Genomic DNA, 24,132 nt, shown 5'->3' on the forward strand with positions numbered 1-24,132 from the left:
GCGCTCAGGAAAACCCGATATCTGTTTCAAATGATGACCTTGGACGAGCGGGCTGAAAGCTTGCGCTCAGAGGCCTTTCTTGATCAGGAAGCGGAAAGGGCTGCCGTTGGTGTCGCTGGCAACCAGGGTATGGTCCATAAATTGGCAAAAGCTGGGAATGTCGCGGGCGGTGGCCGGATCGTCGGCAATGATCAGCAGGGTCTCACCTTCGGCCATGTGTCGCACGGCCTTACGCACCATCATCACAGGCTCGGGACAGCGCAGTCCGAGGGCATCCAGTTGATGTTGTGCTTGGGTGTAAATATCGCTCATTGCCTTGGTTCGAATTGCTGAAGACGGCGCTAATCTTACTCCGTTCTGGCTTAAGCGCCAAGCCTTGCAGCCCGAATGTTCCACGTGGAACACATTAACGTATCTTGTGTACCTGGCTCGGCGTGTTGATAAGTTGCAATTCGGTTTCTTGCCCGACTGTGGCTTCTGGCTGCGCACCGAGCATCAATCTGTGTTTCTGCTTTTCATCATACATGCGCGCGTCGGCGGCATCGATAAACTCTGCGGGTTCCATAAAATGCCGGGGACCGGTTTCTGCCATGCCGATGCTGAGACGTATTCCCTTGGTATCCCGCTTCAGGCATTCCTCAAACCGCTGTAAAAAGGTATTGCTGGCTTCCTGGGCGGTGCAGCTTGGCAGCAACACGAAAAATTCATCACCGCCATAGCGAAAGCAGCTGTCTTCCGGGCGGGTTGCCTCTTTCAGGGCATTGGCAACGGCACGCAGCACATCGTCACCGGCCCTGTGGCCCTGGGAGTCATTAAAGTGTTTGAAATTGTCTATATCCATATAGATGCCGGTGACGGATTCGGTGCGGCGCTCCGCCGCCCGCAACACCTTGGTGGCGGTTTCTACTATGTGACGCACATTGAGCAAGCCGGTGAGCGGATCGGTGCGCGACATTTCTTCCAATTGCTGGGTGCGTTCCTTGACCTTGTTCTCCATGCTGAGGGCATAGAGTTCTGCCTTGTCCTTGGCGTTTTCAATTTCGGACAGCATGCTGCGGATATAGGTATCAAACACCAGGCTGACATCGAACAGGATTAACTTATCCAGCGCCTTAATGCTGAGTTGATATTCTTCCTCATCCATCAGTCGAGCCAGGGTGTGGAAGATCAGTTCCTTCAGGGTATGTACAGCCGACAGATACAGCTTGGGTTCAACCCCAATGCGCTTATGGACCAGACCAATTCGCAGCCGGTTGTTGATGTACTCTATGTCATAACTGCCATTGAACAGGTCGAGAATATAGCGCCGTTGGGAGGCCCGCAGCCGTTTCAAGGTGTCCGAGTCACCGATCAGCAGGGCGATATCGGCCTCCGAGGTTTGCTGACGATAAAAGGCGTCCACTATGTCATCTATGTGGGCGGCTATGGCCACGCTGGCTTGTTTCAGTATGGTTTCATCGGTGGCGGTGAAGCCAAACAGATGTTTTCTGTGCTCTATTTCAAGCTCGGTGATCCGCATCTGTTCGATAAGTGATTGTTCGGTAGGCAGCATCTCTGGACATCCTGTTCGCAGTACTTCACTTTTGGGGCATGGTGGCGAACTTAAGTAAAGGCGAGAGTTTCTCCAAAATCAAACAGATACCCAAATAAAACAGCCGGGCAAAAGCCCGGCTGTTTAAGTTGATGCCTCAGGATCAGACGCGTTCGAACACAGTGGCTATGCCCTGGCCCAAACCAATGCACATGGTGGCCAGACCCAGGGTGGCGTCCTTGTGTTCCATCAGGTTGATCAGCGTGGTGGAAATACGGGCTCCGGAGCAACCCAGCGGGTGTCCCAGGGCAATGGCGCCGCCATTGAGGTTAACCTTGTCTTCGACTACATCCATCAATCCCAGGTCTTTCACGCAGGGCAGAGACTGGGCGGCAAAGGCTTCGTTCAGTTCGATTACATCCATATCCTGGATGGTCAAACCGGCACGTGCCAGGGCCTTCTGGGTTGCCGGCACAGGGCCGTAACCCATGATGGCGGCGTCACAACCGGCCACCGCCATGGAGCGTACCCGGGCGCGGATCGGTAAGCCCAGGGCGCGGGCCTTGGACTCTTCCATTACCAGCATGGCCGAAGCACCGTCGGACAGGGCCGAAGAGGTACCGGCGGTGACTGTGCCGTTGGCAGGATCAAACACCGGACGCAGGGCCGCCAGGGATTCCAGGGTGGTTTCGGGGCGGATCACTTCATCGTAGTCAACCTTGAACAGGGCACCATTGGCATCATGGCCTTCGATGGCATAGATTTCCTTGGCAAAACGGCCTTCGACCGTGGCTGCATGGGCGCGCTGGTGTGAGCGCACGGCGAACTGGTCCTGCATTTCACGGCTGATGCCATGGAGCTTGCCAAGCATTTCCGCGGTCAGACCCATCATGCCGGACGCCTTGGCGACATTGGCGCCCAAGCCGGGGTGAAAGTCGACTCCGTGGGTCATGGGCACGTGTCCCATGTGTTCAACACCACCAATGATGAAGGTGTCGCCCATGCCTGTCATGATCGCGCGACTGGCCTGATGCAGGGCTTCCATGGAGGAACCGCACAGGCGGTTCACGGTAACGGCGCCGGCGGTTTTGGGGATACCGGCCAACAGTGACGCATTGCGGGCAATGTTGAAGCCTTGCTCCAGGGTCTGTTGCACACAACCCCAGATCACGTCTTCTATGGTGTTGGGATCCAGCGCCGGGTTACGGAGCAGCAGGCCCCTCATGAGTTCGGCGGACAGGGTTTCGGCACGAACGTTACGGAATACGCCTGCCTTGGATCTGCCCATGGGAGTGCGGATGCAATCTACGATAACAGCTTGTTTCATTGTGTAATTCCTTCCCTAATAGGCCTAGTAGTAGCTGCCGTTGTTGGCGGCGAGGTCGCGCATGGCATCGGTGACCTGATACAGGCCGCCCAGGTGGGCATACTTGTCTGCCAGGGCAACGAAGTTAGCCAGGCCCATGGTATCCAGGTAACGGAAGACGCCGCCACGGAACGGAGGGAAGCCCAGACCGTACACCAGGCCCATATCGCCTTCGGCCGGAGAAGCAATGATGCCTTCCTCCAGACAACGCACGGTTTCAATGATCATGGGGATCATGGTGCGGGCAATGATCTCGTCGGCTTCAAAGGACTTCTGCTCACCGAAGGCGGCCTGCAGCAGCTCATATGCGACAACGTCCCGTTCCTTCTTGGGCTTGCCGCGCTTGTCGACGCTGTACTGATAGAAACCCTTGCCGTTCTTTTGTCCCAGACGTTGGGCCTCGTACATAACATCTATGGCATCTTTGCCATTCTTGCCCATACGGTCGGGGAAGCCTTCGGCCATCACGGCCTGGGCATGGTGACCGGTGTCCAAACCAACCACGTCCAGCAGATAGGCAGGGCCCATTGGCCAGCCAAATTGCTTCTCCATCACCTTATCGATGGCGGCGAAGTCTGCGCCGTCGGCCAACAGACCGCTGAAGCCGGCAAAGTAGGGGAACAGCACCCGGTTGACGAAGAAGCCGGGGCAGTCGTTCACCACAACCGGGGTCTTACCCATCTTGCTGGCGTAGGCCACCACAGAGGCTATGGTTTCGTCGCTGCTGTGCTCACCGCGAATAACTTCCACCAGCGGCATCTTGTGTACCGGGTTAAAGAAGTGCATACCGCAGAAGCGCTCGGGATGCTTGAGACTCTTGGCCAGATGATTGATGGAGATGGTAGAAGTATTGGAGGCAATGATGGCCTCATCGCCCAACTGGGACTCCACTTCGGCCAGTACCATGGCCTTGACCTTGGGGTTTTCCACTACGGCTTCGACCACAATGTCGGCGTGCTTGATGGGGGCGTATTCCAGGGCCGGGGTGATGTTGTTCAGCACCTTGGCCATCTTGTCAGCGGTCAGACGACCACGTTCAACCTGGGCGGTCAGCAGTTTGGCCGCTTCATTGAGCCCCAGATCCAATGCGCCCTGGGCTATATCTTTCATGACTATGGGAGTGCCCTTGCTGGCGCTCTGGTATGCAATGCCTCCACCCATGATACCGGCGCCGAGTACGGCGGCCTGATTGATGGCCTTGGCCTGCTTGCCGGCCTTCTTGGCCTTGCCCTTGACCAATTGGTCATTGAGGAAAATACCGATAAGGGCGGTAGCCACCTCGGTCTTGGCCAGTTTGATAAAGGCCTGGTGTTCAGCCTTGAGTGCTTCGGCACGGCCTTGGCCGGCCACTTGTTCTATGAGAGTGACTGCCGCCATGGGGGCGGGGTAATGCTTGCCTGCCACCGCGAACACCATGCCCTTGGCCGTGGTGAAAGACATCATGGCTTCCAGCTTGGGCAGGGTCAGAGGTGCTTGCTTACGGGCACGGCGGGCCTGCCAGTCCAGTTTGCCGGCGATGGCATCCTTGAGCATGGCAATGGCTGCGGCTTCCAGCTGCTCTGGAGCAGTCACTGCATCAACGGCACCGACCTTGAGGGCATCTTCGGGACGCTGATCTTTGCCAGTGGTGATCCACTCCATGGCATTGTCCGCGCCTATCAGGCGTGGCAGGCGTACTGTGCCGCCGAAGCCGGGGATCAGGCCCAGCTTGGTTTCTGGCAGACCAATCCTGGCACTGCTGTCGGCGATACGGAAATCGGTTGCCAGTATGGCTTCACAGCCACCACCCAGGGCAAAGCCCTTCACGGCAGAGGCGGTAGGAAAGGGCATGTCTTCGAGCTTGTTGAATACCAGGTTGGCCTGTTCCAGCCAGGTCAACAGGGTGGCCTCGTCTTCGGCAAACAAGCCTTGGAATTCGGTAATGTCGGCGCCGACAATAAAGGCATCTTTGCCTGTGGTCAGCAGCAGCGCCTTGGCATCGGCGGCTTTGACACTGTCCAGCGCGGCATCCAGGGACGCCAGGGTTTCGCGATCGAACTTGTTGACCGAGCCGCTGGAGTTGAAACACAGCCGGGCAATCTTGTCATCGGTCAGTTCGACCTCAATGGTAGGGCTTTGGTAGATCATGTGCTTGCTTTCCTTCTTGGTCAGGAGCCGGGGCCTGGGTCCTGGCTCTCCTTTTACAGCAATGTCGGCCATCATTTGACCAGTTTGCCGCCCAGTGTGCGACTAATCCATAAAAATTACAACACCCAATTTAAACGGTTGTTTAATTGTTTGGCGGCTAGGGCGAAATTTCGCCTTTGTGATACACTGCCAGCATTCAGAGTAGTCGGCCAGCGCCTTGTTGTGGATATTCTTTTTCTGAGAGCTGCCCCGACAAAATACCAATCACAGGACTCGCAATCATGGACAAACTGGCCCCGCTCTACGCCACCCACATAGCAGAACTCAACCGTCGCTACGCCGATATTTTGGCCAGAGAACAGTTGGATGGACTGATCATTCATTCGGGACAGGCACACAGGCAGTTTTTGGATGACATGAACTACCCGTTCAAGGTCAATCCCCATTTCAAGGCCTGGTTGCCTGTGCTCGACAACCCCAATTGCTGGTTGCTGGTGAATGGCCGCGATAAGCCGACACTGATTTTTTACCGCCCGGTTGATTTCTGGCACAAGGTGGCCGATGCACCCAATGCCTTCTGGAGCGAGTTTTTCGAGATTAAATTGCTCACCAAGGCCGACAAGGTGGCCGAGCTGCTGCCCGCCAGCCTGGCGCGCTGGGCCTATATGGGTGAGCATCTTGATGTGGCCGACGTGCTGGGCATCAAGCACCGTAATCCGGAAGCCGTGATGAGCTATCTGCATTATCACCGCAGCTTTAAAACCGACTATGAGCTGGAGTGTCTTCGCCGTGCCAACCAGATTGCGGTTCGCGGTCATCAGGCCGCCCGCAGCGCCTTTTTCAATGGCGCCAGCGAATTTGAGATCCAGCAAACCTATTTAAGTGCCGTGGGGCAAACAGCCAACGAAGTCCCCTACGACAACATAGTCGCCCTTAACCAGAACGCGGCCATACTGCATTACACCGCGCTGGAACATCAGGTGCCGACCCAAAGGCTGTCTTTCCTGATTGACGCCGGTGCCAGTTATTTTGGCTATGCTTCAGACATTACCCGCACCTATGCCTTTGAGAAGAACGTATTCGACGAGCTGATTGCGGCCCTTAACCAAGTGCAACTGGACCTTATCGCCAAAATGCGCCCGGGCGTGCGTTATACCGATCTGCATCTGGCGACCCACGACAGGATTGCGGCCCTGCTGCTCGACTTCAAGCTGGCCAGCGGCGATGCCGCGGGATTGGTGGAGCAGGGGATCACCGGCGCCTTCTTCCCCCATGGTTTGGGTCATATGCTGGGATTACAGGTGCACGATGTCGGTGGTTTCTCCCACGATGAACGTGGCACCCATATCGCCGCCCCCGAGCAACATCCCTTCCTGCGTTGTACCCGCATATTGGCCCCGCGCCAGGTGCTGACCATGGAGCCCGGGTTGTACATCATAGATTCGTTGCTGGCCGAGCTTAAGTCCGATGCCCGCGGCAAGCAGGTGAACTGGGATATGGTGGATCAGCTGCGACCCTACGGCGGCATTCGCATCGAAGATAATGTGATAGTGCATCAGGACAGAAACGAGAACATGACTAGGGATCTGGGTCTGGCCTGAGCGTGAGCGAGAGATACGCCATTCCTGCAGCCGAGTTGCTACTTGAGGAAGAGATAAAACAGAGCCGTTTTATCACCCTGTTGTTTCACTGTGACTCGGAATTAAGGTTGAAGTCAGTACTCACTGACGTCAGAGGCCGCTTTCCCGGCGCAAGTCATTATTGTTGGGCCATGGCCTGTGGCGCGCCCGGAGCACAAAGCGGACTTGGCTCCAGCGATGATGGTGAACCGGCTGGCTGCGCCGGTCGTCCCATGTTGGCGGTGCTGAGTGGCAGCGAGCTGGGTGAGATTGGCGCCGTGGTTGTGCGTTACTATGGCGGTACCAAGCTGGGTGTCGGCGGCTTGGTTCGGGCATACACCTCGGGCATTAAGCAGTTGCTGCGCCAGATGCCCCAGGCCATAAGACAACTGCGTTATCCCGCCAGTCTCGAGTGTAGTTACGGGCAACTTAAGGATGTGGAATTTCTGCTGCAGCAGCTGGATGCCGAAATTTGCGAGCGAAGTTTCGCTGAACTTATTAAGCTGAACTTTCTATTGGCCATGGATAAGCGGCGGGAGCTGGAGTTGGCACTGGCAACCCAGTCAAAGGGCCAGCTGCGGGTTTGTTATCAGGACGCTAAATAAGTGGCGATGAACGAGATTTGTGCGAGAATAGCCGCCGAATACACTGAGTTGGGATCTTTAGAAGCGGCAGCATGCATTTTAGAACCATAACCCGAATCACAGGCCTGTTGATGGGACTGTTTTCCATGACCATGCTGCCTCCGGCTCTGGTGGCCATACTGTTCAAGGATGGCGGTGGTACCGCGTTTCTGCAGGCCTTCGTGGTGTGTCTGATCCTTGGTTTCCTGTTTTGGTACCCCAATCGTCGTCATCATGCCGAGCTGCGCACCCGTGAAGGCTTTCTGATTGTAGTGCTGTTCTGGACCGTACTGGGTTCCATTGGGGCCTTGCCCTTTATCTTTTCCAAGGAACCGGATCTGAGCTGGACCGACAGCTTTTTCGAGTCCTTTTCTGCCCTGACCACCACGGGCGCTACCGTGATTGTCGGTCTGGATGACCTGCCCAAGGCGATTCTCTTTTACCGTCATTTGCTGCAATGGCTGGGTGGCATGGGGATCATCGTTCTGGCCGTGGCCATTCTGCCCGTGCTGGGTATCGGGGGGATGCAGCTGTATCGGGCGGAAATTCCCGGGCCGGTGAAAGACAGCAAGATGACCCCCCGCATAGCCGAAACCGCCAAGGCCCTGTGGTATATCTACCTGCTGCTGACCCTGGCCTGCGCCGGTGCCTATTGGCTGGCGGGGATGTCGGCCTTTGATGCGCTCTGTCATGCGTTTTCCACCATAGCCATAGGTGGTTTCTCCACCCACGACGCCAGCATGGGCTATTTTGACAGTCCGGCTATCAATATGATTTGCGTGTTTTTCCTGCTGGTTGCGGCGGTCAATTTCAGTGTGCACTTTGCTGCGTTTTCACGCCGGGGCATTAATTTGCGGGTGTATTTCCGCGATACCGAATTCAAACTGCTGTTGGCGATCCAGCTCGTGTTGGCCTTGATTTGCTTCGCAACCCTTTATCACTCAGGCATCTACGACTCGCCGGAGGAAACCCTGGACTACGCTCTGTTTCAGGCGGTGTCCATCTCCACCACCGCGGGCTTTGGTACCGAAAGTTTCCATCAATGGCCCCTATTCCTGCCAATACTGCTGATCTTTTCCAGTTTTATCGGCGGCTGCGGTGGCTCGACTGCCGGCGGTATCAAGGTGATTCGGGTGCTGCTGTTGTTATTGCAGGGCTCGCGGGAGCTTAAGCGCCTGGTACATCCCAGGGCCATGTTTTCCATCCGGATCGGTAACACTGCCTTGTCTGACCGGGTAGTGGATGCGGTGTGGGGCTTCTTTTCCGCCTATGCGCTGGTGTTTGTGTTCTGCATGTTGGCCCTGATGGCCATGGGCATGGACGATATTACCGCCTTCAGCGCCACGGCTGCCTGTCTCAATAACCTGGGTCCCGGCCTGGGAGAAGTGGCCAGTAACTATGCCGGTGTCGGTGACGGTGCCAAGTGGATATTACTGCTGGCCATGTTGTTTGGCCGTTTGGAAATCTTCACCCTGCTGGTGTTGTTTACCCCGACCTTCTGGAAGACCTGATGAAAACATTACTCATTTATTCGACCGTCGATGGCCAGACCCTGTCCATTTGTGAACGCATCCGCAACTGCTGTCAGGCCGCCGGTGAGCAGGTAAGCCTGGTGTCCCTGGATAAGGTTGGTGAACTGTCTTTGGATGATTTTGACAAGGTGCTCATCGGCGCCAGCATTCGTTACGGTAAACACAGGCCCGAGCTGCTGACCTTTGTGAACCAACACTGCGATCGATTGGCGGCAAAGATTAATGCCTTTTTCACCGTCAACGTGGTGGCTCGCAAGCCGCTGAAAAACACCCCTGACACCAACCCCTATATGAAGAAATTCCTGTTGCAGTCCAAATGGCAACCACAGCAGCTGGAAGTCTTTGCCGGCAAGATTAGCTATCCGTCCTACGGTTTTTTCGACAAACAGATGATCCGTTTCATCATGTGGCTCACCAAGGGGCCAACCGATGTGACCGGTACCTTTGAGTTTACCGATTGGGAACAGGTACAGCGTTTTGGTGAGGCCTTCGCTGCCCGCCGTTAACTTCAGTTGGCTGCGGCTTTTAACTGCAATAGCACAGGTGCAGCAAGCAGGTGATCTCAGTGACCCAGGCATCCTTGAGCTTGTGTAGCTCTTAACTGCAATAGCGCAGATGCAGCAAGCAGGTGATCTCAGTGACCCAGGCATCCTTGAGCTTGTGAGTTCTTAACTGCAATAGCGTAGGTGCAGGATGGAGATGATCTCGGTGACCTGGGCATCCTTGAGCTTGTAATAGACTATCTGTGAACTCTTGCGGGTATCCACCAAATCTTCTGCCCTGAGCACCGCCAGATGCTGGGACAGGGCGGACTGACTCAGCGGCACCTTGGCATTGAGTTCGGTCACGCTCATTTCGTTATCCAACAGCAGACAAAGGATCATCAAGCGGTAGGGATTGGCTATGGCTTTGAGCCACTTGGCCGCCGTCTCGGCATTGTTCACCATGGCATTGACATCTATGGTATCGGACATGATTCACTCACAGCATTGATGATTAGATAATTCTAATTGAAAGTGGCCACCGCGGCAATTTAGCGGTGCAGTTCAATAGCGCCAGAATCCCGGGTGGAACAACACAGCCACGGTCAAAATTTCCAAACGTCCCAGCAGCATACCAATGGACAGTGCCCACTTGGCCAGGTCGGGTAGGCCGGCAAAATTTCCAGCAGGACCTATGACCGGGCCCAGACCCGGTCCCACATTGGTGACCGCCGTGATGGCGCCGGTCAGGCTGGTGACGGGGTCGAGTCCGGTTAACACCAGAATAAGGCTCAGAGCCGCAATCACTGTCATGAATAAGAGCACGAAGGTCACCAGTGAGCGGATAATGTCTTCACTGATGGTGCGGTTGTTATAACGCTCCCGGAACAGACCGTTGGGGTGGAATTGCTGTTTCAACTGTTCGCGCATGATGGCACCGGCGATTTGGAACCGGAAAATCTTGATCCCACCTGAAGTGGAACCCGAACAACTGCCAATGAACATCAGAAACAGGAAGGCCACGTTGGCCAAGGCACCCCAACTACTGTAATCGGTGAGGCCGTATCCCGTGGTGGTGACCACAGAGACCACATTGAAACTGGCCAGGCGCAGGGCATCGATAAAGGGCAGGTGCTTTTCCATGCTGAGCCAATAACCCAGGGCAACGCTGGTCAGCAGCAAAAATACCAGAAAGCCTTTTACCTGGGCATCGTTCCAGACCCGCAAACTGCCGCTGCGGATCATCTGCACAAACAGCAATAGCGGCAGGCCGCCGGCGGCCATAAAGGCCACACCGACCCAATGGGCCGAGGGGCTGAAATGGGCCATGGATTGATCCGAGGTGGAGTAACCGCCGGTCGAGAGTGTGGTCATGGCGTGGTTGATGGCTTCAAACCAGCTCATCTGTGCCAGGTGGTAACTGATGGCACAGAGAATCGTCAGCAAAATGTAGATGAAGAACAGTTCCTTGGCCATATCCTGGGTGCGGGGCGTGGCCTTGTCACTCCAGTCGGACGATTCGGTGCGGAACAGCCTCATACCACCGACGTTGAGAAAGGGCAGAACAGCCACCGCCATCACGATAAAGCCTATGCCGCCAAGCCACTGCAGCAGTGAACGCCAGATCAGAATGCTGTGGTCCAGGGTATCCAGGCCTGAGAGTACGGTGGAGCCCGTGGTGGTGATCCCCGACATGGTCTCAAAGAAGGCGTCGGTATAGTTGATGCCGTGGTACAGGGTGAAGGGCATGGCCGCAAACAAACTGACAATGAGCCAGGTGAGGCTGGTCAGCATGAACATATCGCGGATATTGAGCTTAATCTTTTGCTGTTGCCCGCTTCTGATACAAAAGCTGGCCGCCACGCCCGTGGTGACTGTGGCGATAAGGAAGGCGCCCACTGTCTCCTCGCCATAGATCAGGGCAAAGGTCAGCGGCACCAACATAAAGCCGGCCAGCATCGACAGGAAGGTGCCGAGTATGAACAGCAGCGGCTTGAAGTTGAGCATGGTTATCAGAAGAAGAAGGCGCTGGGCTGGAACAGGCGTTCGACTTCGCCCACGAACTTTTTGTTTACCAGAAACAAGATCACGTGGTCGCCTTGCTCTATGACGGTCTTGTCGTGGGCCATCAACACCTCTTCGTCACGCACTATCGCCCCTATGGTGGTGCCGGGTGGTAGCTTGATTTCACCAATCTGTTTGCCAACCACCTTGGAGGTGCTGGCATCGCCGTGGGCTATGGCTTCTATGGCTTCCGCGGCGCCGCGGCGCAGTGAGTAAACGTTACAGATATCGCCCTGCCGTATATGGGTCAACAATGCCGAGATGGTGGCCTGTTGGGGCGATATGGCGATATCGATATTGGCTTCCTGCACTATGTCCACATAGGCTTCGCGTTGGATCAGCACCATAACCTTCTTGGCACCCATGCGCTTGGCCAGCAGTGCCGACATGATGTTGGCCTCGTCATCGTTGGTCACCGCGATAAAGACGTCGGTTTGGTCTATGTGTTCTTCCAGCAACAGCTCCTGATCGGAGGCATCGCCGCAGAATACCGTGGTGTATTCCAGCTTTTCAGACAGGGCCTCGGCACGCTCAGCTCTGTGCTCAATCAGCTTGACCGAGTGGTTGCGCTCCAGCTTCTTGGCCAGACCCATGCCTATGTTGCCGCCGCCGGCGATCATGATATTGCGGTAGCTGTTGTCGAGCTTCTGCATCTCGCTCATGACGGCGCGGATGTGGCGGCTGTCGGCCACGAAAAATACCTCGTCATCGGCTTCGATAATGGTGGTGCCGCGGGGCATGATAGGACGGCCCTGACGGAAGATTGCCGCCACCCGGGTATCGATATTGGGCATGTGTTCCCGCAGCGCCGCCAGGGCGTTGCCTACCAGGGGGCCGCCGTAATAGGCCCGCACCGCCACCAGGCTGAGTTTGCCCTCGGCAAACTCAAGTACCTGCAGGGCACCTGGATATTCAACCAAACGCTGAATGTAAGCGGTCACTAACTGCTCGGGGGCTATTAGCTCATCTATGATGAAGCCACCGCGGGTACGGTTGTCGCTGTTTTTGGTTTCGCTGTCGATAAACAGCTTTTCCTGCATGCCCAGGTACTGCTCGGAGCGGATCCGGGCAATCTTGGTGGGAGTACCGAACAGGGTATAGGCAATCTGACAGGCGGCCATGTTGCATTCGTCGCTGTTGGTTACGGCAATCAGCATATCGGCATCTTCGGCACCGGCTTCACGCAACACCCCCGGGTGAGCGCCGTGGCCCACCACTACGCGCAGGTCATACTTGTCCTGCAGGCTACGCAGCTTGCTTTTGTCGCTGTCGACTATGGTGATGTCGTTGTTTTCACCGACCAGGTTTTCCGCCAGGGTTCCGCCCACTTGGCCGGCGCCCAGAATGATAATTTTCATGGCCTTTGCCTAATCCCTAAAGAGTCGCTTTTTTCAGGCGGGCATAGAAGAACCCGTCCATGCCATCCTGTCCCGGCAAAATCTGCCAGCCGATGGCCTGGGGATCTGCCTGCTGTGGCAGTGCGTCCAGCCTGGCATCCGGGGTGCGGGCCAGGAACGCCGCGACCTGTTTGCTGTTTTCGTCCGGCAATATGGAACAGGTTGCATACAGCAGTGTGCCACCGGGTTTCAGCCACTGCCAGCAGTGATCCAGAATTTGTTTTTGTAACTCAGCCAGTTCTTGAATATCCGAGTCTTTCCTGAGCCACTTGATGTCCGGATGGCGGCGAATAACGCCGGTGGCCGAGCAGGGGGCATCCAGCAAGATGCGGTCAAACTTTTCGCCGTTCCACCAGCTGTCGATATTGGCGGCATCGCCGTGGATGACCTTGGCGTTGAGCGCCAGGCGATCGAGATTTTGCTGTACCCGCTCCAGGCGCTTGCTGTCGGCATCCACCGCCAGCAATTGGATATCCGCCAGTTCCAGCAGGTGGCAGCTCTTGCCGCCGGGCGCGGCACAGGCATCGAGTACCAGTTCACCATCCTTGGGGGCCAGCAGTGTGGCTGCCCATTGGGCGGCGCCGTCCTGAACCGAGACAGCGCCCTCGGCAAAGCCGGGCAGACGGCTGACATCGGTGGCAAATTCCAGCTCAATGGCATCGTCACTGAGGCCGGGACGGCAATTGATCTCGGCGTCCACCAGCTTGGCTATGTACTGGTCGCGACTTTGTTGGCGCCGGTTGTTGCGCAGCCACATGGGCGGCCGCTGGTGGCTGGCTTCCACTATCTGCGGCCACTGTTCATAGGCGGCTTTCAAGCGTTTCAGCAGCCAACCGGGATAGTTGTATTTGAGAGTGTCGTTGCTTTCCGCCAGAGCCGGGATCTGCCGCTGGATATTGCGCAGCACACCGTTGACGACCTTGACCAAGCCTTCAAATTTGAGTTTGCGACAGGCCTCGGCGGTTTCGGATATGGCGGCGTGTGCCGGAACTCGGGTGAAGTAAAGCTGATATACCCCCACCAACAACAGCTGGTGGACTATCCGCTGTTTGCCCTTGAGCGGTTTGCTCATGAACTGGCTGACGCAATGGTCCAATTGGGGCAGAAAACGCATGACGCCGTAACACAACTCTGCCAGCAGAGCCTTGTCTTTACCGTCGCTGAGCAATTTTTGCTGTTCCGGCAGGGCGACCGACAAAGATACACCGCGCTCCAGCACCTCGAAGACCGCTTTGGCAGCCAGGGCCCTCAGGTTCATGCCTGGCTCCCGATCACTGTGCCAGGGGTAAACCATTCACCGCGGCTATTGAGTATGTCGGCCACTGCCATGGGCTTTTTACCCGGCAGTTGCATTTGCTTTATTCGCAGCAGGCCATCCGCCGTTGCTATGTCCAGACCTTGTTTGCCGGCGGCCACTATTGTGCCGGGAGCCTTGTTGCCGGACTCTGCCAGCGGTTCGGTTTGCCAGACCTTGATGGTTTGACCCTGGTGTTCGAAATAGCTGACCGGCCAGGGGTTGAAGGCGCGAACTTCCTGCCACAGTTGGCGGGCGGATTTACCAAAGTCGAGGCGAGCCTCTTCCTTGCTGAGCTTTTCGGCATAATTGGCCAGGGACTCGTCCTGTTTCTCTGCGTTCAAACCGCCCTCGCTGATGGCTGCCAGCGCGTTGAGCAGCGCCTCGGGCCCCAGCTCGGCGAGTTTTTCGTATAAAGAGGCAGAGGTGTCTTCCGCTGCTATGGGTAAATGAGCCTTGAGCAGCATGTCACCGGTATCGAGGCCCACATCCATCTGCATTATGGTGACCCCGGTTTCGGCATCACCGGCCCACAGGGCGCGTTGTATGGGAGCGGCACCACGCCAGCGGGGCAGGATGGAGCCATGGACATTGATGCATCCCAGGCGTGGGGTATCGAGTACCAGCTTGGGCAAAATCAGGCCGTAGGCTACCACCACCATGATGTCAGCCCCCAGGGCTGCCAACTCTTGTTGTGCGTCCTCTTTCCGCAGCGACTTGGGTTGGAACACAGGGATATTGTGTTCCAGAGCCAGAGACTTGACCGGGCTTGGGGTCAACTTTTGCCCACGTCCTGCGGGACGATCCGGCTGGGTATAGGCCGCAATAACCTGATGCTCACTGCTGAGCAGAGCCTGCAGATGGCGGGCAGCGAAATCCGGAGTGCCGGCAAAGATAATTTTGAGAGGCTTCAAAACGTTTCCTGATGGTTATTTTTCCAGACGGGCGGCTTTTTCCAGCTTTTGGCGTATGCGCTGGCGCTTGAGCGGAGACAGGTAGTCAACGAACAGCTTCCCTTGCAGGTGATCCATTTCGTGTTGAAGGCAGATGGCAAACAGCTCATCGGCTTCGACGGTGAATTCTTTGCCGTGACGATCCAGAGCCTTCACTGTGACAAACTCGGCCCTGTCTACCTTGGCGTAAACGCCGGGAACAGACAGGCAGCCTTCTTCGTTGCAGAAGTCTCCGCGCTTATCGATGATTTCTGGATTGATAAAAACGGTTGGACGCTCGATGTCGTCCTGTAAATCCATCACGATCAAGCGTTGGTGAAAATCCACCTGGGTGGCGGCCAGACCTATGCCTTTTTCTTCATACATGGTCTCGAACATACTGTCGATTTGGGTTTGCAGCGCTTCGTTGAATTCTGTGACCGGCGCTGCAATTGTGCGCAGTCTTTCGTCTGGGAAGCGTAATACTTTCAATAATGCCATAGTTAAACTCTTAACAACTCTGTCAAATCTATGCCAGTTGGTTATACTGACTTTGCTATTGGATCAATTTTAATCTGTAGCGACAATCAATAACAGCAAAAGCTCGTCATAAGAGCTAAACAACATGGACGCTACCATGAAACGGTTAATTTTATTCGCGTTAATGTCGGTCACAAGTTCGTTGGCGTTGGCAGATACCCTGACTCTTAAGCCTGGCCACCCGGACTCCTATATAGTGCAAAAGGGGGATACCCTGTGGGATATCTCTGCCCAGTTCCTCAATGACCCCTGGCGTTGGCCCAAACTTTGGGGAGCCAATCCCCAGATTGCCAACCCCCATTTGATTTATCCGGGGGACCGCCTGACCCTGGTGTTCATTGACGGTGAACCCAGACTGGTGGTGAAGCCACAGCTGAGAAAGAGCCCTGAAGGTCGCAAGATGGCCAAAGATGGGGCTATTCCGGCCATAGACCTGGCTTTGATCCAGCCTTACCTGGTCAATAATCGGGTGGTCGACCCGGATTGGTTCGGCCAGCAAGCCATGGTGCTCGGTGGTGAAAGCCCCTCACGCTTCCATGTCAGCGACAACATTGTTTATGTGCATGCCGAACTGCCCAAGGGCCAAAAGTTGGGTATCTACGATGCGGGCCGAATTTTTACCAGCAAGGTGGACGACAGCGTACTTGGCCAGGAAATTATCCTCAGTGCCAGCGGTCGGGTGGTCGAGTCCGGTCCCATCTCCAAGGTGGAGTTGCTGACCAACCTTAAGGAAACCCGTGCCGGGTTCCGCGCCATCGCCATTGAAGATGACTCCCTGATGTCGGCTTACTTTATGCCCAAGCCTGCGCGTATTACTGAGCCAGCTTATGTGTTGGGGGCGGAGAAAAAACTGCGGGAAGTGGGCAAGTTGGATGTGGTCTACATCAGCCAGGGCAGCAGTTCCGGGGTTGAACCTGGTGATGTGTTCTCCATTTATCGTGATGGTGAAACCGTGGTTATCGATGATGAAGGCAAGCCCGTGTCGACCATAGATCGCAACGCCTATGAAAACCTCCTGGCCAAGTTTGGTTCGGAGCAGGCCATCAAGGTGCCAGACATCTATCATGGCAACCTGATGGTATTCAAAGTGTTCGATAAGGTCAGCATGGGGCTTATCATGGTCAATGACAGACCTGTGCGTGCCGACGACAAGCTGACCGTGCCTGAGAGTGCCAACCTGCGGAGCGAATAAATAGCAGAAACCCTGGTCGACTGGTTGGTTGTCGGCGCTACCTCCGGGTTGGGACCGGCCCGGATCCGGCAACTGCTCACCCACATGGACGTGGTAGAGCTCAGTCAGAGGTTGCAAGGGGATTTGGCCTCTTTGCCTCTGCCACAGGCCCAGCTGTCCAGACTTGCTTACGATCCCGCAAAAGTTGAACAGGCTCTGGCCTGGCGAGAACGCCAGGCCAATCATCATATCCTCTGTTGCAGTGACCCCCTTTATCCCCCGTTATTGACGCTGATTCATGATCCGCCCCCTGTGGTTTTTGTCAAAGGCCGGGCTGAAACCTGCCTTTATCCAGCCATAGCCATGGTCGGCAGCCGTCATGCCAGCGCCACCGGGTTACAGACGGCATCCTGGTTGGCTGCGGAGCTGAGTCGGGTGGGATTTGTGATTAGCAGCGGTATGGCGGCGGGCATCGATGGTGCAGCCCACTGCGGTGCCCTGGATGTTCAGGGACTGTCGCTGGCGGTGCTTGGCACCGGGGTGGATTGTATTTACCCCAAAGGTCATGGCCGCTTGTACCATGCCTTGGTGGATAAGGGCTGTGTAATGAGCGAATACTGGCCCGATACTCAAGCCTTTGCCGGTAATTTTCCCCGTCGCAACCGCATCATAAGTGGTATCAGCCTGGGGACTCTGGTGGTGGAGGCTGCGCGCAAAAGTGGCTCCTTGATTACCGCCCGGATGGCCCTGGAGCAAGGGCGGGAGGTGTTTGCCGTGCCGGGGCATATTTTGGATGAGCAGCATCTGGGCTGTCATGATTTGTTGCAATCGGGGGCAAAACTTGTCACCTGCGCTGCCGATATAGTGGAAGAGCTGAGTACTTTATTGCGATGCCAGCTTGAAAAGCTGCCGCCAAGCCCCCAGATAAGGGCCGAGCGCAGCTCCCAGTTGCCATTTGCATCGCTGTTGGCTAGTGTAGATTATGAAACCACATCCTTAGACAGGCTGGTGGAACATAGTGGAAAACCAATAGATATTGTTTTGGAACAATTGCTTGAGCTTGAATTGCAGGGTTGGGTTGCGCAAGTGCCCGGTGGTTACGTCAGACTTAAGAGGAACTAGCCATGTTTGATATCCTCATGTATCTATTCGAAAACTATGTTCACAGCGAAGTGGAGATGATGGTCGATGAAGATCAACTGACCAAGGAATTGACCCGCGCCGGGTTTCATCAGTCCGAGATCATTAAAGCTTTGAGTTGGCTGGAACATTTGGCCGATCTGCGCGAGAGTGACACTCCTTATCTGTGCGATCACAACCAACATTCCTTCCGTATTTACACTCCTGAGGAAACGGAAAAGCTGGATGTGGAATGTCGGGGTTTCCTGATGTTCCTGGAGCAGATTAACGTGCTCAGCGTCGAAACCCGTGAAATGGTGATCGACAGGGTGATGGAGCTGGATGAGTCTGTGTTGGTGCTTGAAGATCTGAAATGGGTCATCCTTATGGTGCTGTTTAACGCGCCGGGTCATGAGTCGGCCTACGCCCAAATGGAAGATCTGGTGTTTGAACAACCCGAGGGCAGGTTACATTCCTAACCTCAACACCCAAATCAAAGGAGACCATCAGGTCTCCTTTGTTGTTTATGGGCTTGGCTCAGTAGTGAAAATGCTGCTCATCCTGAATTAAATGGGCAGGTCTTAAATAGTCACGGTAGGCATAACGATTTTGTTTGCGTGGATAGCTAACCGGCGCTTCTTCCTCGGTTTGTGGCCGCAACGCTCCCAGCCACAGGGTGAATGCTTCCTGCTGCTCAGTGGCAATTTGTGTCAGCAATTCCTCGTAACCGCCAAAGTAATCCCGTTTCAGCCAATGGCTGAGTTGCACCAGGGCTTGGGGCTGCTGTTCGGCCAAAAAGCGGATCGCCAGATAACTCCACTTGTAGGTGCGTTCCAGGCCGTCACTGTAGCGGGTGGCAAAAATCTCTGCCAGGGAGGGGGCCTCATTTGTTGATTTGCCGGCCAGGGTTTCCGCTTCTGCATTATCTGCCCCCTTGCTGATGTATTCCGCCAGTCCTTCGGACCACCACACCAGTTTGTCCGGGAAATGGCCAAAGTCGCCGTATTTCACGTAGCGACCATCGAGATAATGCACGTACTCGTGGTTAAGGTTCCAGACGGCAAACTCAGGTGCAATCCACCATTGGCGGAAGGCAAAAAAGCTGGCCTGGTTCCCCGGTTTGGATGGGGTGCCTTCGATATACATGCCGCCATTATCCGTACTGATATCAAACAGCAATTGGCCGTAGGCGTTGTACTGACTCCAATTTTTAAAGGCGACCACCTGCAGTGAGTCATTGCCATCATTGGCCGTGGGACTGTGGGCGGTTGTCAGCAAGTCATGAAAGTCTCCCTCTTGGGAAATCAGCCGCTGACAACTGAGTTCAAACTCTTCCTGACTTAAATCCTGAGCCAGCACATAGAGTCGGGGAGAGCAGTTATGCCTTTGGGGTAATACCGTCTGCTGATCGGGAATACGACACAGGCTGGCGTTATCGAGACAGGCCTGCCGACCACCGAAGCGATTGACATGATATCCCAGGGTATAAGCATCCCGGGCGGCATCGCCCCGCTTGGCCACGTCGGCCATGGCGATTTGGGCAACGGCTGCGTCCAGTTGCAGCTCCTCTGTGGTCGCTTTTCCTTCCGGGTCCGATGGCAGCAGTAAGCGGTATTGGCCAAGGGCCCAGTAGGCGTTCATCAACGGCCAATCTTCACCCCGGCCAATGGCTTGGGTGGATGAGGCAAAGTCGAGCAGGGCTTGGTCGACTTTGGCTTGTAACAACACTTTGGCCAGGCTGCTATCCGGCTGCTTGCGAGCTTCGTTTAACAACAGGCCGAAGGCGCGCAGGGTTTCCCACAGGGCATAATCACCGGCAAGCGAGCTCTCCTGCTGCGCAATCTGGCGCAACTGGTTTATCAAGATGGGAAGCATGGGGGCAAGCTCGTCTCCGCGTTCTTTATCGGCAAAGAAGCGATAGCTCACCACTGCCAGTTGTTCCTGGCTGCCGGGGGAGTCTAGAAACAGTCGGCTGTAGCTCAGTGCCTGCAGGGCTGCCGCGAGTTGGCGGTAGTCCGCAGCAGTGAGCTGATCCGGGTTGCCGAAATAGCTGTAGGCCCGCAGATAAGTGAGCAGTTTCTCGGGGGCCCGGGTATCAGCCAGGGCAGCTGTGGCTTGTTGGAAGTTAGTCCGGGAATATAGTTGACTGTCAGGCGCCAACTTGATTTGGTGTTGGTCCGGTGCTGTGAGGTGCTGGTGGGTTAAGCCTTGATGGCTACAGGCCGTCAGCCAGAACGTGCCACAAAAAAGCAGAAGCAACTTGCCTTTCATTCAATCCAATCTCCTTTTTGAATATTGCATGCAATATATCATCATCGGTTGGGAGATCCAGTGTTAATGCTTACCTTTCCCTGAAGCAGCACAGCTTGCTAAAATAGCGGCTATTGCTGTGGCGAGGTTCCCATGTCCAAAATTGATTCAGACCTTTTCAGTGCCCACGAGCACGCACTGGAAAAAGAGTACGAGCTCTGTCCCGAGTGCGGCAGTGAGCTGTCGGTCAGGCACAGCAAACATGGCAGCTTTATCGGTTGTAACAACTATCCCAACTGCCAGTACACCCGCCCCCTGGTGCAACACGAAGCCATGGAGGCCCAAGTCATTGAAGGATCCCAGTGTCCAGAATGTGGCCACGAGTTGGCGGTTAAATCCGGTCGTTTTGGTATCTTTATCGGTTGCACCCAATATCCACTGTGCCATCACATAGAAAAGCCGGATCATTCAGATGAGGCCGAGGTTGTGCCTTGTCCCCAATGCAAGCTGGGGACCCTGGAACACAGGACCAACAGGTATGGCAAAGGTTTTTACGCCTGTAGCTGTTACCCTAAATGTAAGTTCCTGGTGAATTACCCTCCTGTTGCCGAGTCCTGCCCCGATTGTGGCTTCGGCATTCTGGTGCAGCGCAAGGGTAGCGCCGGACTCAGGTTGGAATGCCCCAATAAGCCGTGCAAGTTTAAAAGACCACTCTAGCCCGTCTATTTTGCGCTGGTGCTTATGCTGGTGCTTACAGTGCTTGCCGCTATAATGAAGTCGCATCTCTATCAATATTGAATTTAAAATCAAGGTAATAACATGCTTCACCTCGAACCGTCGGCTATCGCTGACGTGATTGCCACCGGCGGCGTGATCGCCTATCCAACAGAGGCTGTGTATGGACTGGGATGCGACCCTGACAATCTGAGCGCCGTTCAGGCGCTGTTGGATGTCAAGCAAAGGCCCTGGGAAAAAGGCCTGATCCTTATCGCCAGCCGCTTCGAGCAATTGCTTCCGTACCTGGATTTATCCGCAGTGACAGAGCAGCAACTCATTGCAGCGCAAGCCAAATGGCCCGGCCCCTTCACCTTTGTCATTCCGGCAAAGGCCGAGGTCAGCCCTTTGCTGCGTGGCAGCTTCAGCGCCATAGCTGTACGGGTCAGCGCCCATCCGGGTGTCAGAACCATGTGTGATGCGATAGACAAGCCTCTGGTGTCCACCAGTGCCAATCTTGCCGGTGAGGAGCCTGCTCTGACCCTGGCGGAAGTGGAAACTCAATTCAGCGGTAAAATAGCGGCGGCGGTCTTGGGGGAGCTGGGCACAGCGCGTCAGCCATCAACCATCATTGATATTCAAACCGGCCATATTTTCAGACAAGGATAAAAGGATTACAGCATGGGACTTCCGAATGCCGACGAGGTAAAAGCGTTTTTATTGCAGCTGCAGGCTGACATTTGTGCCGGTCTGGAAAAGTTGGATGGCAAGGCCACTTTTGTCAGTGACAGTTGGCAGAGAGCCGAAGGCGGTGGCGGTACCAGCAAGGTGCTGACCCAGGGGGCCGTGTTTGAACAGGCCGGGGTGAACTTCTCCCATGTGACGGGCGCAGCCATGCCGGCATCGGCTACGGCCCACAGACCCGAGTTGGCGGGTCGCAGTTTTGAGGCCATGGGCGTTTCCCTGGTGATCCACCCCAACAATCCCTATGTGCCTACCACCCACGCCAATGTGCGTTTTTTTATTGCCCGTAAAGAGGGGGCCGATCCCGTATGGTGGTTTGGCGGTGGTTTCGATCTGACGCCCTATTATCCCTTCGAGGAAGATGTCATAGAGTGGCACAGACATGCCAAAGCCCTGTGCGAACCCTTCGGAGATGAGGTTTACCCCAAATACAAGAAATGGTGCGACGACTACTTCTTCCTGCCACATCGCAATGAAACCCGTGGTGTCGGCGGACTGTTTTTCGATGATCTGAATGAGTGGGGCTTTGAGCGCTGCTTTGACTTTATGCAGGCTGTTGGCAAGGGTTTTCTCACCGCCTATGCTCCGATAGTCAAAAGGCGTAAGCACACAGAATTTGGCGAACGGGAGCGCGACTTCCAGTTGTACCGCCGTGGCCGTTATGTGGAATTCAATCTGGTATACGATCGCGGCACCCTGTTCGGACTGCAGACCGGCGGCCGCACCGAGTCGATTCTGATGTCCATGCCACCCTTGGTGCGTTGGCAATATGCCTATGTGCCCGAGGCTGGCACGGCTGAAGCCAAGCTATACGAGCATTATCTCAAACCAAGAGATTGGTTGGCCCTGGGCTGATCCTATTACTGGTTGCGCATGTGATCTGCCAGGGTAGCTATCGCCCGGTAGATCACCTGCCTGTGATCGGGATTGGTTATGTGCTGCTCCAGCGCATAACGCATGCAAATCAGCCACTGATCCCGCAATTGCTCGTCGATGGCAAAGGGCATGTGTCTGGCCCGCAGAGCGGGGTGGCCATATTTTTGTTGGAACAGTTGTGGACCGCCGAGCCAACCGCTGAGGAATTCATATAGTTTTTGCTCCGACTGAGCCAGGGGGGCTCTATGCACAGCCAACAGCTCGCGGGTATCGTCTCCCTGCAGCATGCGCTGATAGAAACTGTGGGCAATGGCCTTTAAGGTGTTATCACCGCCTATCATGTCATAGGCATTGGACTGCTTGGGATCCCTGTCGTCCTGATGGACGGTCTGGGATGCCGGCCTCTGGGGCAGCAATTTCTTAAACCAGTTCATTCACACACTCACCGAAAAATGGGCGCCCAGTATAGCCAAAAGCCGATGAAAATTACTCCTTGTTCTGCCATTGCCCGTGTAAACGGGCTCGCGGTAGACTGACTGCACGAACCCATTCCCAAGTCAGCTCATGACAGACAAATACGCCGTATTCGGCAATCCCATAGCCCACAGCAAGTCACCGCAGATCCACGCTGCCTTTGCACAGCAAACCGGTGAAGAAATAAGTTATCAAGCGATTCTGGCACCTAAGGATGGCTTTAAGGACTGCCTTGCCGGTTTTATTGCCGCCGGGGGGCAGGGCGCCAATGTCACCCTGCCATTCAAGGAACAGGCCTTTGCCCTGTGTGATGACCTCAGTGACGATGCCCGTCTGGCCGGTGCCGTTAATACCCTGGTTGTTGGTGCCGATGGGCGTTTGCAGGGTGAGAATACCGATGGCTTGGGGCTGGTAGCGGATCTGCGTCGACAGCAGGTTGATTTACAGGGAGCCAGGGTGTTGTTGCTCGGTGCCGGTGGTGCCGCCAGAGGTGCGCTCGGGCCTCTGCTCAGGGCTGGCGCCCATATCAGCATCAGCAACCGAACCCACGCCAAGGCGCTGGAGCTGGCAGCCTTGTTTTCAGGTTCGCCAATAGTCGCTGTCGATGCCATGGCGACAACCCGGGCTTTCGACCTGGTTATCAATTCCACTTCCGCCAGTTTGCAGGGGGCGGTACCGGCACTGGCGCCAGCGGCCATAGGTCCGGCAACTGTGTGTTATGACATGATGTATGGCAGTGGCTGCACCAGCTTTAATAGCTGGGCCAAACAACAAGGTGCCGCAAAGGTAATTGATGGCTTGGGCATGCTGGTGGGGCAGGCGGCCGAAAGCTTTGAACTTTGGCGCGGTGTCAGGCCTGAGGTAGAGCCGGTACTGGCATTGCTCAGGCAACAGCTCAATCAGGGAGAAGCACAATGAACCAAAGCATCATTTTCACGGATTTGGTTGAGTGGTTACCTGTCGAGCGGCAAGTCAGATTCATTGCCCAACAAAATGGTGTCAATATTGGTTGTTTGGTTGGCCTGCCACTATTAACCAAACTCAGTGGGACCCAGGCAGATGAAACCAATGCAATGCAGCTGTTTGAAGATGTGCGTTTTGATCTGGAAGATAAAGCCGAGTCACTCATCGAAGACGAAGCCTTCGATGAGGAAGGGCAAATAAGGCTCTAATCTCAGGCCTGTTGGGTTTCTGCCAGGTATTCGTCTTTGAGGATCACATAGTTCAGTGCTGATTGCGGCAGGAACGCCAGTTCGGCTTCGGTCAAGGGGCGGGCC

The 24,132-nt window shown here is 55.4% G+C and carries 25 protein-coding genes (1 of these 25 only partly in view); 12 read left to right on the forward strand and 13 right to left on the reverse strand.

Annotation, left to right across the window (positions count from 1 at the left end; translation table 11 throughout):
* Nucleotides 1-66 precede the first annotated feature (66 nt).
* The 4 genes from tusA to fadB form a co-directional block, all read right to left on the reverse strand.
* The gene (gene tusA, locus JYB85_RS00080) at nt 67-312 is read right to left on the reverse strand and encodes a sulfurtransferase TusA (protein ID WP_207321462.1); all 246 of its coding nucleotides are present in this window, start codon (nt 310-312) and stop codon (nt 67-69) included.
* 94 nt (nt 313-406) lie between these two features.
* A complete protein-coding gene (locus JYB85_RS00085; RefSeq protein WP_207380542.1) occupies nt 407-1,552 on the reverse strand; it encodes a GGDEF domain-containing protein in 1,146 nt (381 codons plus the stop codon).
* Nucleotides 1,553-1,694: 142 nt separating this feature from the next.
* On the reverse strand, nt 1,695-2,858 hold the full coding sequence (gene fadA, locus JYB85_RS00090; RefSeq protein WP_207380543.1) for an acetyl-CoA C-acyltransferase FadA: 1,164 nt from the start codon (nt 2,856-2,858) through the stop codon (nt 1,695-1,697).
* Between the two features lie 24 nt (nt 2,859-2,882).
* On the reverse strand, nt 2,883-5,024 hold the full coding sequence (fadB, locus tag JYB85_RS00095) for a fatty acid oxidation complex subunit alpha FadB (RefSeq protein ID WP_207380544.1): 2,142 nt from the start codon (nt 5,022-5,024) through the stop codon (nt 2,883-2,885).
* Between the two features lie 281 nt (nt 5,025-5,305).
* Between fadB and pepQ the strand changes: the two genes are divergently transcribed.
* The 4 genes from pepQ to hemG all read left to right on the forward strand — a co-directional run bounded on the left by pepQ (nt 5,306) and on the right by hemG (nt 9,304).
* Nucleotides 5,306-6,625 (forward strand): Xaa-Pro dipeptidase, encoded by a 1,320-nt coding sequence (pepQ, locus tag JYB85_RS00100; protein WP_207380545.1) that lies wholly within the window; start codon nt 5,306-5,308, stop codon nt 6,623-6,625.
* Between the two features lie 2 nt (nt 6,626-6,627).
* Nucleotides 6,628-7,248, forward strand: a complete 621-nt coding sequence (locus JYB85_RS00105) for a YigZ family protein (protein WP_207380546.1) — start codon at nt 6,628-6,630, stop codon at nt 7,246-7,248.
* A gap of 71 nt (nt 7,249-7,319) precedes the next feature.
* Complete coding sequence (locus tag JYB85_RS00110) at nt 7,320-8,777, forward strand: TrkH family potassium uptake protein (RefSeq protein WP_207380547.1); 1,458 nt, start codon at nt 7,320-7,322, stop codon at nt 8,775-8,777.
* Nucleotides 8,777-9,304, forward strand: a complete 528-nt coding sequence (gene hemG, locus JYB85_RS00115; RefSeq protein ID WP_207380548.1) for a menaquinone-dependent protoporphyrinogen IX dehydrogenase — start codon at nt 8,777-8,779, stop codon at nt 9,302-9,304. Before JYB85_RS00110 ends, hemG begins: the two co-directional genes overlap by 1 nt.
* Before the next feature lie 162 nt (nt 9,305-9,466).
* On the opposite strand, the gene JYB85_RS00120 is transcribed toward hemG, so the two are convergent.
* The 6 genes from JYB85_RS00120 to def all read right to left on the reverse strand — a co-directional run bounded on the left by JYB85_RS00120 (nt 9,467) and on the right by def (nt 15,468).
* A complete protein-coding gene (locus tag JYB85_RS00120) occupies nt 9,467-9,772 on the reverse strand; it encodes an ArsR/SmtB family transcription factor (RefSeq protein WP_207321470.1) in 306 nt (101 codons plus the stop codon).
* Between the two features lie 72 nt (nt 9,773-9,844).
* Nucleotides 9,845-11,287, reverse strand: coding sequence for a TrkH family potassium uptake protein (locus tag JYB85_RS00125; protein ID WP_207380549.1), 1,443 nt, complete (start codon nt 11,285-11,287; stop codon nt 9,845-9,847).
* Between the two features lie 5 nt (nt 11,288-11,292).
* Nucleotides 11,293-12,702: a Trk system potassium transporter TrkA gene (gene trkA / locus JYB85_RS00130; protein ID WP_207380550.1), complete on the reverse strand. Its 1,410-nt coding sequence runs from the start codon at nt 12,700-12,702 to the stop codon at nt 11,293-11,295.
* Between the two features lie 16 nt (nt 12,703-12,718).
* The gene (gene rsmB / locus JYB85_RS00135) at nt 12,719-13,999 is read right to left on the reverse strand and encodes a 16S rRNA (cytosine(967)-C(5))-methyltransferase RsmB (protein WP_207380551.1); all 1,281 of its coding nucleotides are present in this window, start codon (nt 13,997-13,999) and stop codon (nt 12,719-12,721) included.
* Nucleotides 13,996-14,949: a methionyl-tRNA formyltransferase gene (fmt, locus tag JYB85_RS00140; protein ID WP_207380552.1), complete on the reverse strand. Its 954-nt coding sequence runs from the start codon at nt 14,947-14,949 to the stop codon at nt 13,996-13,998. Before fmt ends, rsmB begins: the two co-directional genes overlap by 4 nt.
* Nucleotides 14,950-14,964: 15 nt before the next feature.
* On the reverse strand, nt 14,965-15,468 hold the full coding sequence (def, locus tag JYB85_RS00145; RefSeq protein ID WP_207380553.1) for a peptide deformylase: 504 nt from the start codon (nt 15,466-15,468) through the stop codon (nt 14,965-14,967).
* A 124-nt stretch (nt 15,469-15,592) separates the two neighbouring features.
* Between def and JYB85_RS00150 the strand changes: the two genes are divergently transcribed.
* The 3 genes from JYB85_RS00150 to JYB85_RS00160 all read left to right on the forward strand — a co-directional run bounded on the left by JYB85_RS00150 (nt 15,593) and on the right by JYB85_RS00160 (nt 18,276).
* Nucleotides 15,593-16,699 carry a LysM peptidoglycan-binding domain-containing protein gene (locus JYB85_RS00150; RefSeq protein ID WP_207380554.1) on the forward strand — a complete coding sequence of 369 codons (1,107 nt, stop codon included), beginning with the start codon at nt 15,593-15,595 and terminating at the stop codon, nt 16,697-16,699.
* An 84-nt stretch (nt 16,700-16,783) separates the two neighbouring features.
* On the forward strand, nt 16,784-17,800 hold the full coding sequence (gene dprA / locus JYB85_RS00155) for a DNA-processing protein DprA (protein ID WP_207380555.1): 1,017 nt from the start codon (nt 16,784-16,786) through the stop codon (nt 17,798-17,800).
* Between the two features lie 2 nt (nt 17,801-17,802).
* The gene (locus JYB85_RS00160; protein ID WP_207325089.1) at nt 17,803-18,276 is read left to right on the forward strand and encodes a DUF494 family protein; all 474 of its coding nucleotides are present in this window, start codon (nt 17,803-17,805) and stop codon (nt 18,274-18,276) included.
* Between the two features lie 58 nt (nt 18,277-18,334).
* Here JYB85_RS00160 and JYB85_RS00165 read toward each other — a convergent pair whose 3' ends face one another.
* A complete protein-coding gene (locus tag JYB85_RS00165; RefSeq protein ID WP_207380556.1) occupies nt 18,335-20,068 on the reverse strand; it encodes a collagenase in 1,734 nt (577 codons plus the stop codon).
* Between the two features lie 132 nt (nt 20,069-20,200).
* Between JYB85_RS00165 and JYB85_RS00170 the strand changes: the two genes are divergently transcribed.
* From JYB85_RS00170 to hemF, 3 genes are all read left to right on the forward strand, one after another.
* The gene (locus JYB85_RS00170) at nt 20,201-20,764 is read left to right on the forward strand and encodes a DNA topoisomerase family protein (RefSeq protein ID WP_207380557.1); all 564 of its coding nucleotides are present in this window, start codon (nt 20,201-20,203) and stop codon (nt 20,762-20,764) included.
* 102 nt (nt 20,765-20,866) lie between these two features.
* Complete coding sequence (locus JYB85_RS00175) at nt 20,867-21,430, forward strand: L-threonylcarbamoyladenylate synthase (protein WP_207380558.1); 564 nt, start codon at nt 20,867-20,869, stop codon at nt 21,428-21,430.
* A gap of 12 nt (nt 21,431-21,442) precedes the next feature.
* Entirely contained in the window at nt 21,443-22,360 is a 918-nt protein-coding gene (gene hemF, locus JYB85_RS00180) for an oxygen-dependent coproporphyrinogen oxidase (protein WP_207380559.1), read from the forward strand.
* 5 nt (nt 22,361-22,365) lie between these two features.
* On the opposite strand, the gene JYB85_RS00185 is transcribed toward hemF, so the two are convergent.
* Entirely contained in the window at nt 22,366-22,815 is a 450-nt protein-coding gene (locus JYB85_RS00185) for a group II truncated hemoglobin (protein ID WP_207380560.1), read from the reverse strand.
* Between the two features lie 130 nt (nt 22,816-22,945).
* Between JYB85_RS00185 and aroE the strand changes: the two genes are divergently transcribed.
* Together aroE and JYB85_RS00195 are read left to right on the forward strand one after the other, a co-directional pair.
* A complete protein-coding gene (gene aroE / locus JYB85_RS00190) occupies nt 22,946-23,773 on the forward strand; it encodes a shikimate dehydrogenase (protein ID WP_207380561.1) in 828 nt (275 codons plus the stop codon).
* Nucleotides 23,770-24,027, forward strand: coding sequence for a DUF1488 family protein (locus JYB85_RS00195; protein ID WP_207380562.1), 258 nt, complete (start codon nt 23,770-23,772; stop codon nt 24,025-24,027). Before aroE ends, JYB85_RS00195 begins: the two co-directional genes overlap by 4 nt.
* Before the next feature lie 2 nt (nt 24,028-24,029).
* On the opposite strand, the gene JYB85_RS00200 is transcribed toward JYB85_RS00195, so the two are convergent.
* Nucleotides 24,030-24,132: the 3' end of a gamma carbonic anhydrase family protein gene (locus tag JYB85_RS00200; protein WP_207380563.1), read on the reverse strand. 446 nt of this gene lie beyond the right edge of the window; 103 of the gene's 549 nt are visible here — the last part of the coding sequence; its start codon lies beyond the right edge, outside the window; its stop codon occupies nt 24,030-24,032.

The sequence above is a fragment of the Shewanella sedimentimangrovi genome (assembly GCF_017354965.1).
In the GTDB taxonomy this organism is placed as follows: Bacteria; Pseudomonadota; Gammaproteobacteria; order Enterobacterales; family Shewanellaceae; genus Shewanella; species Shewanella cyperi.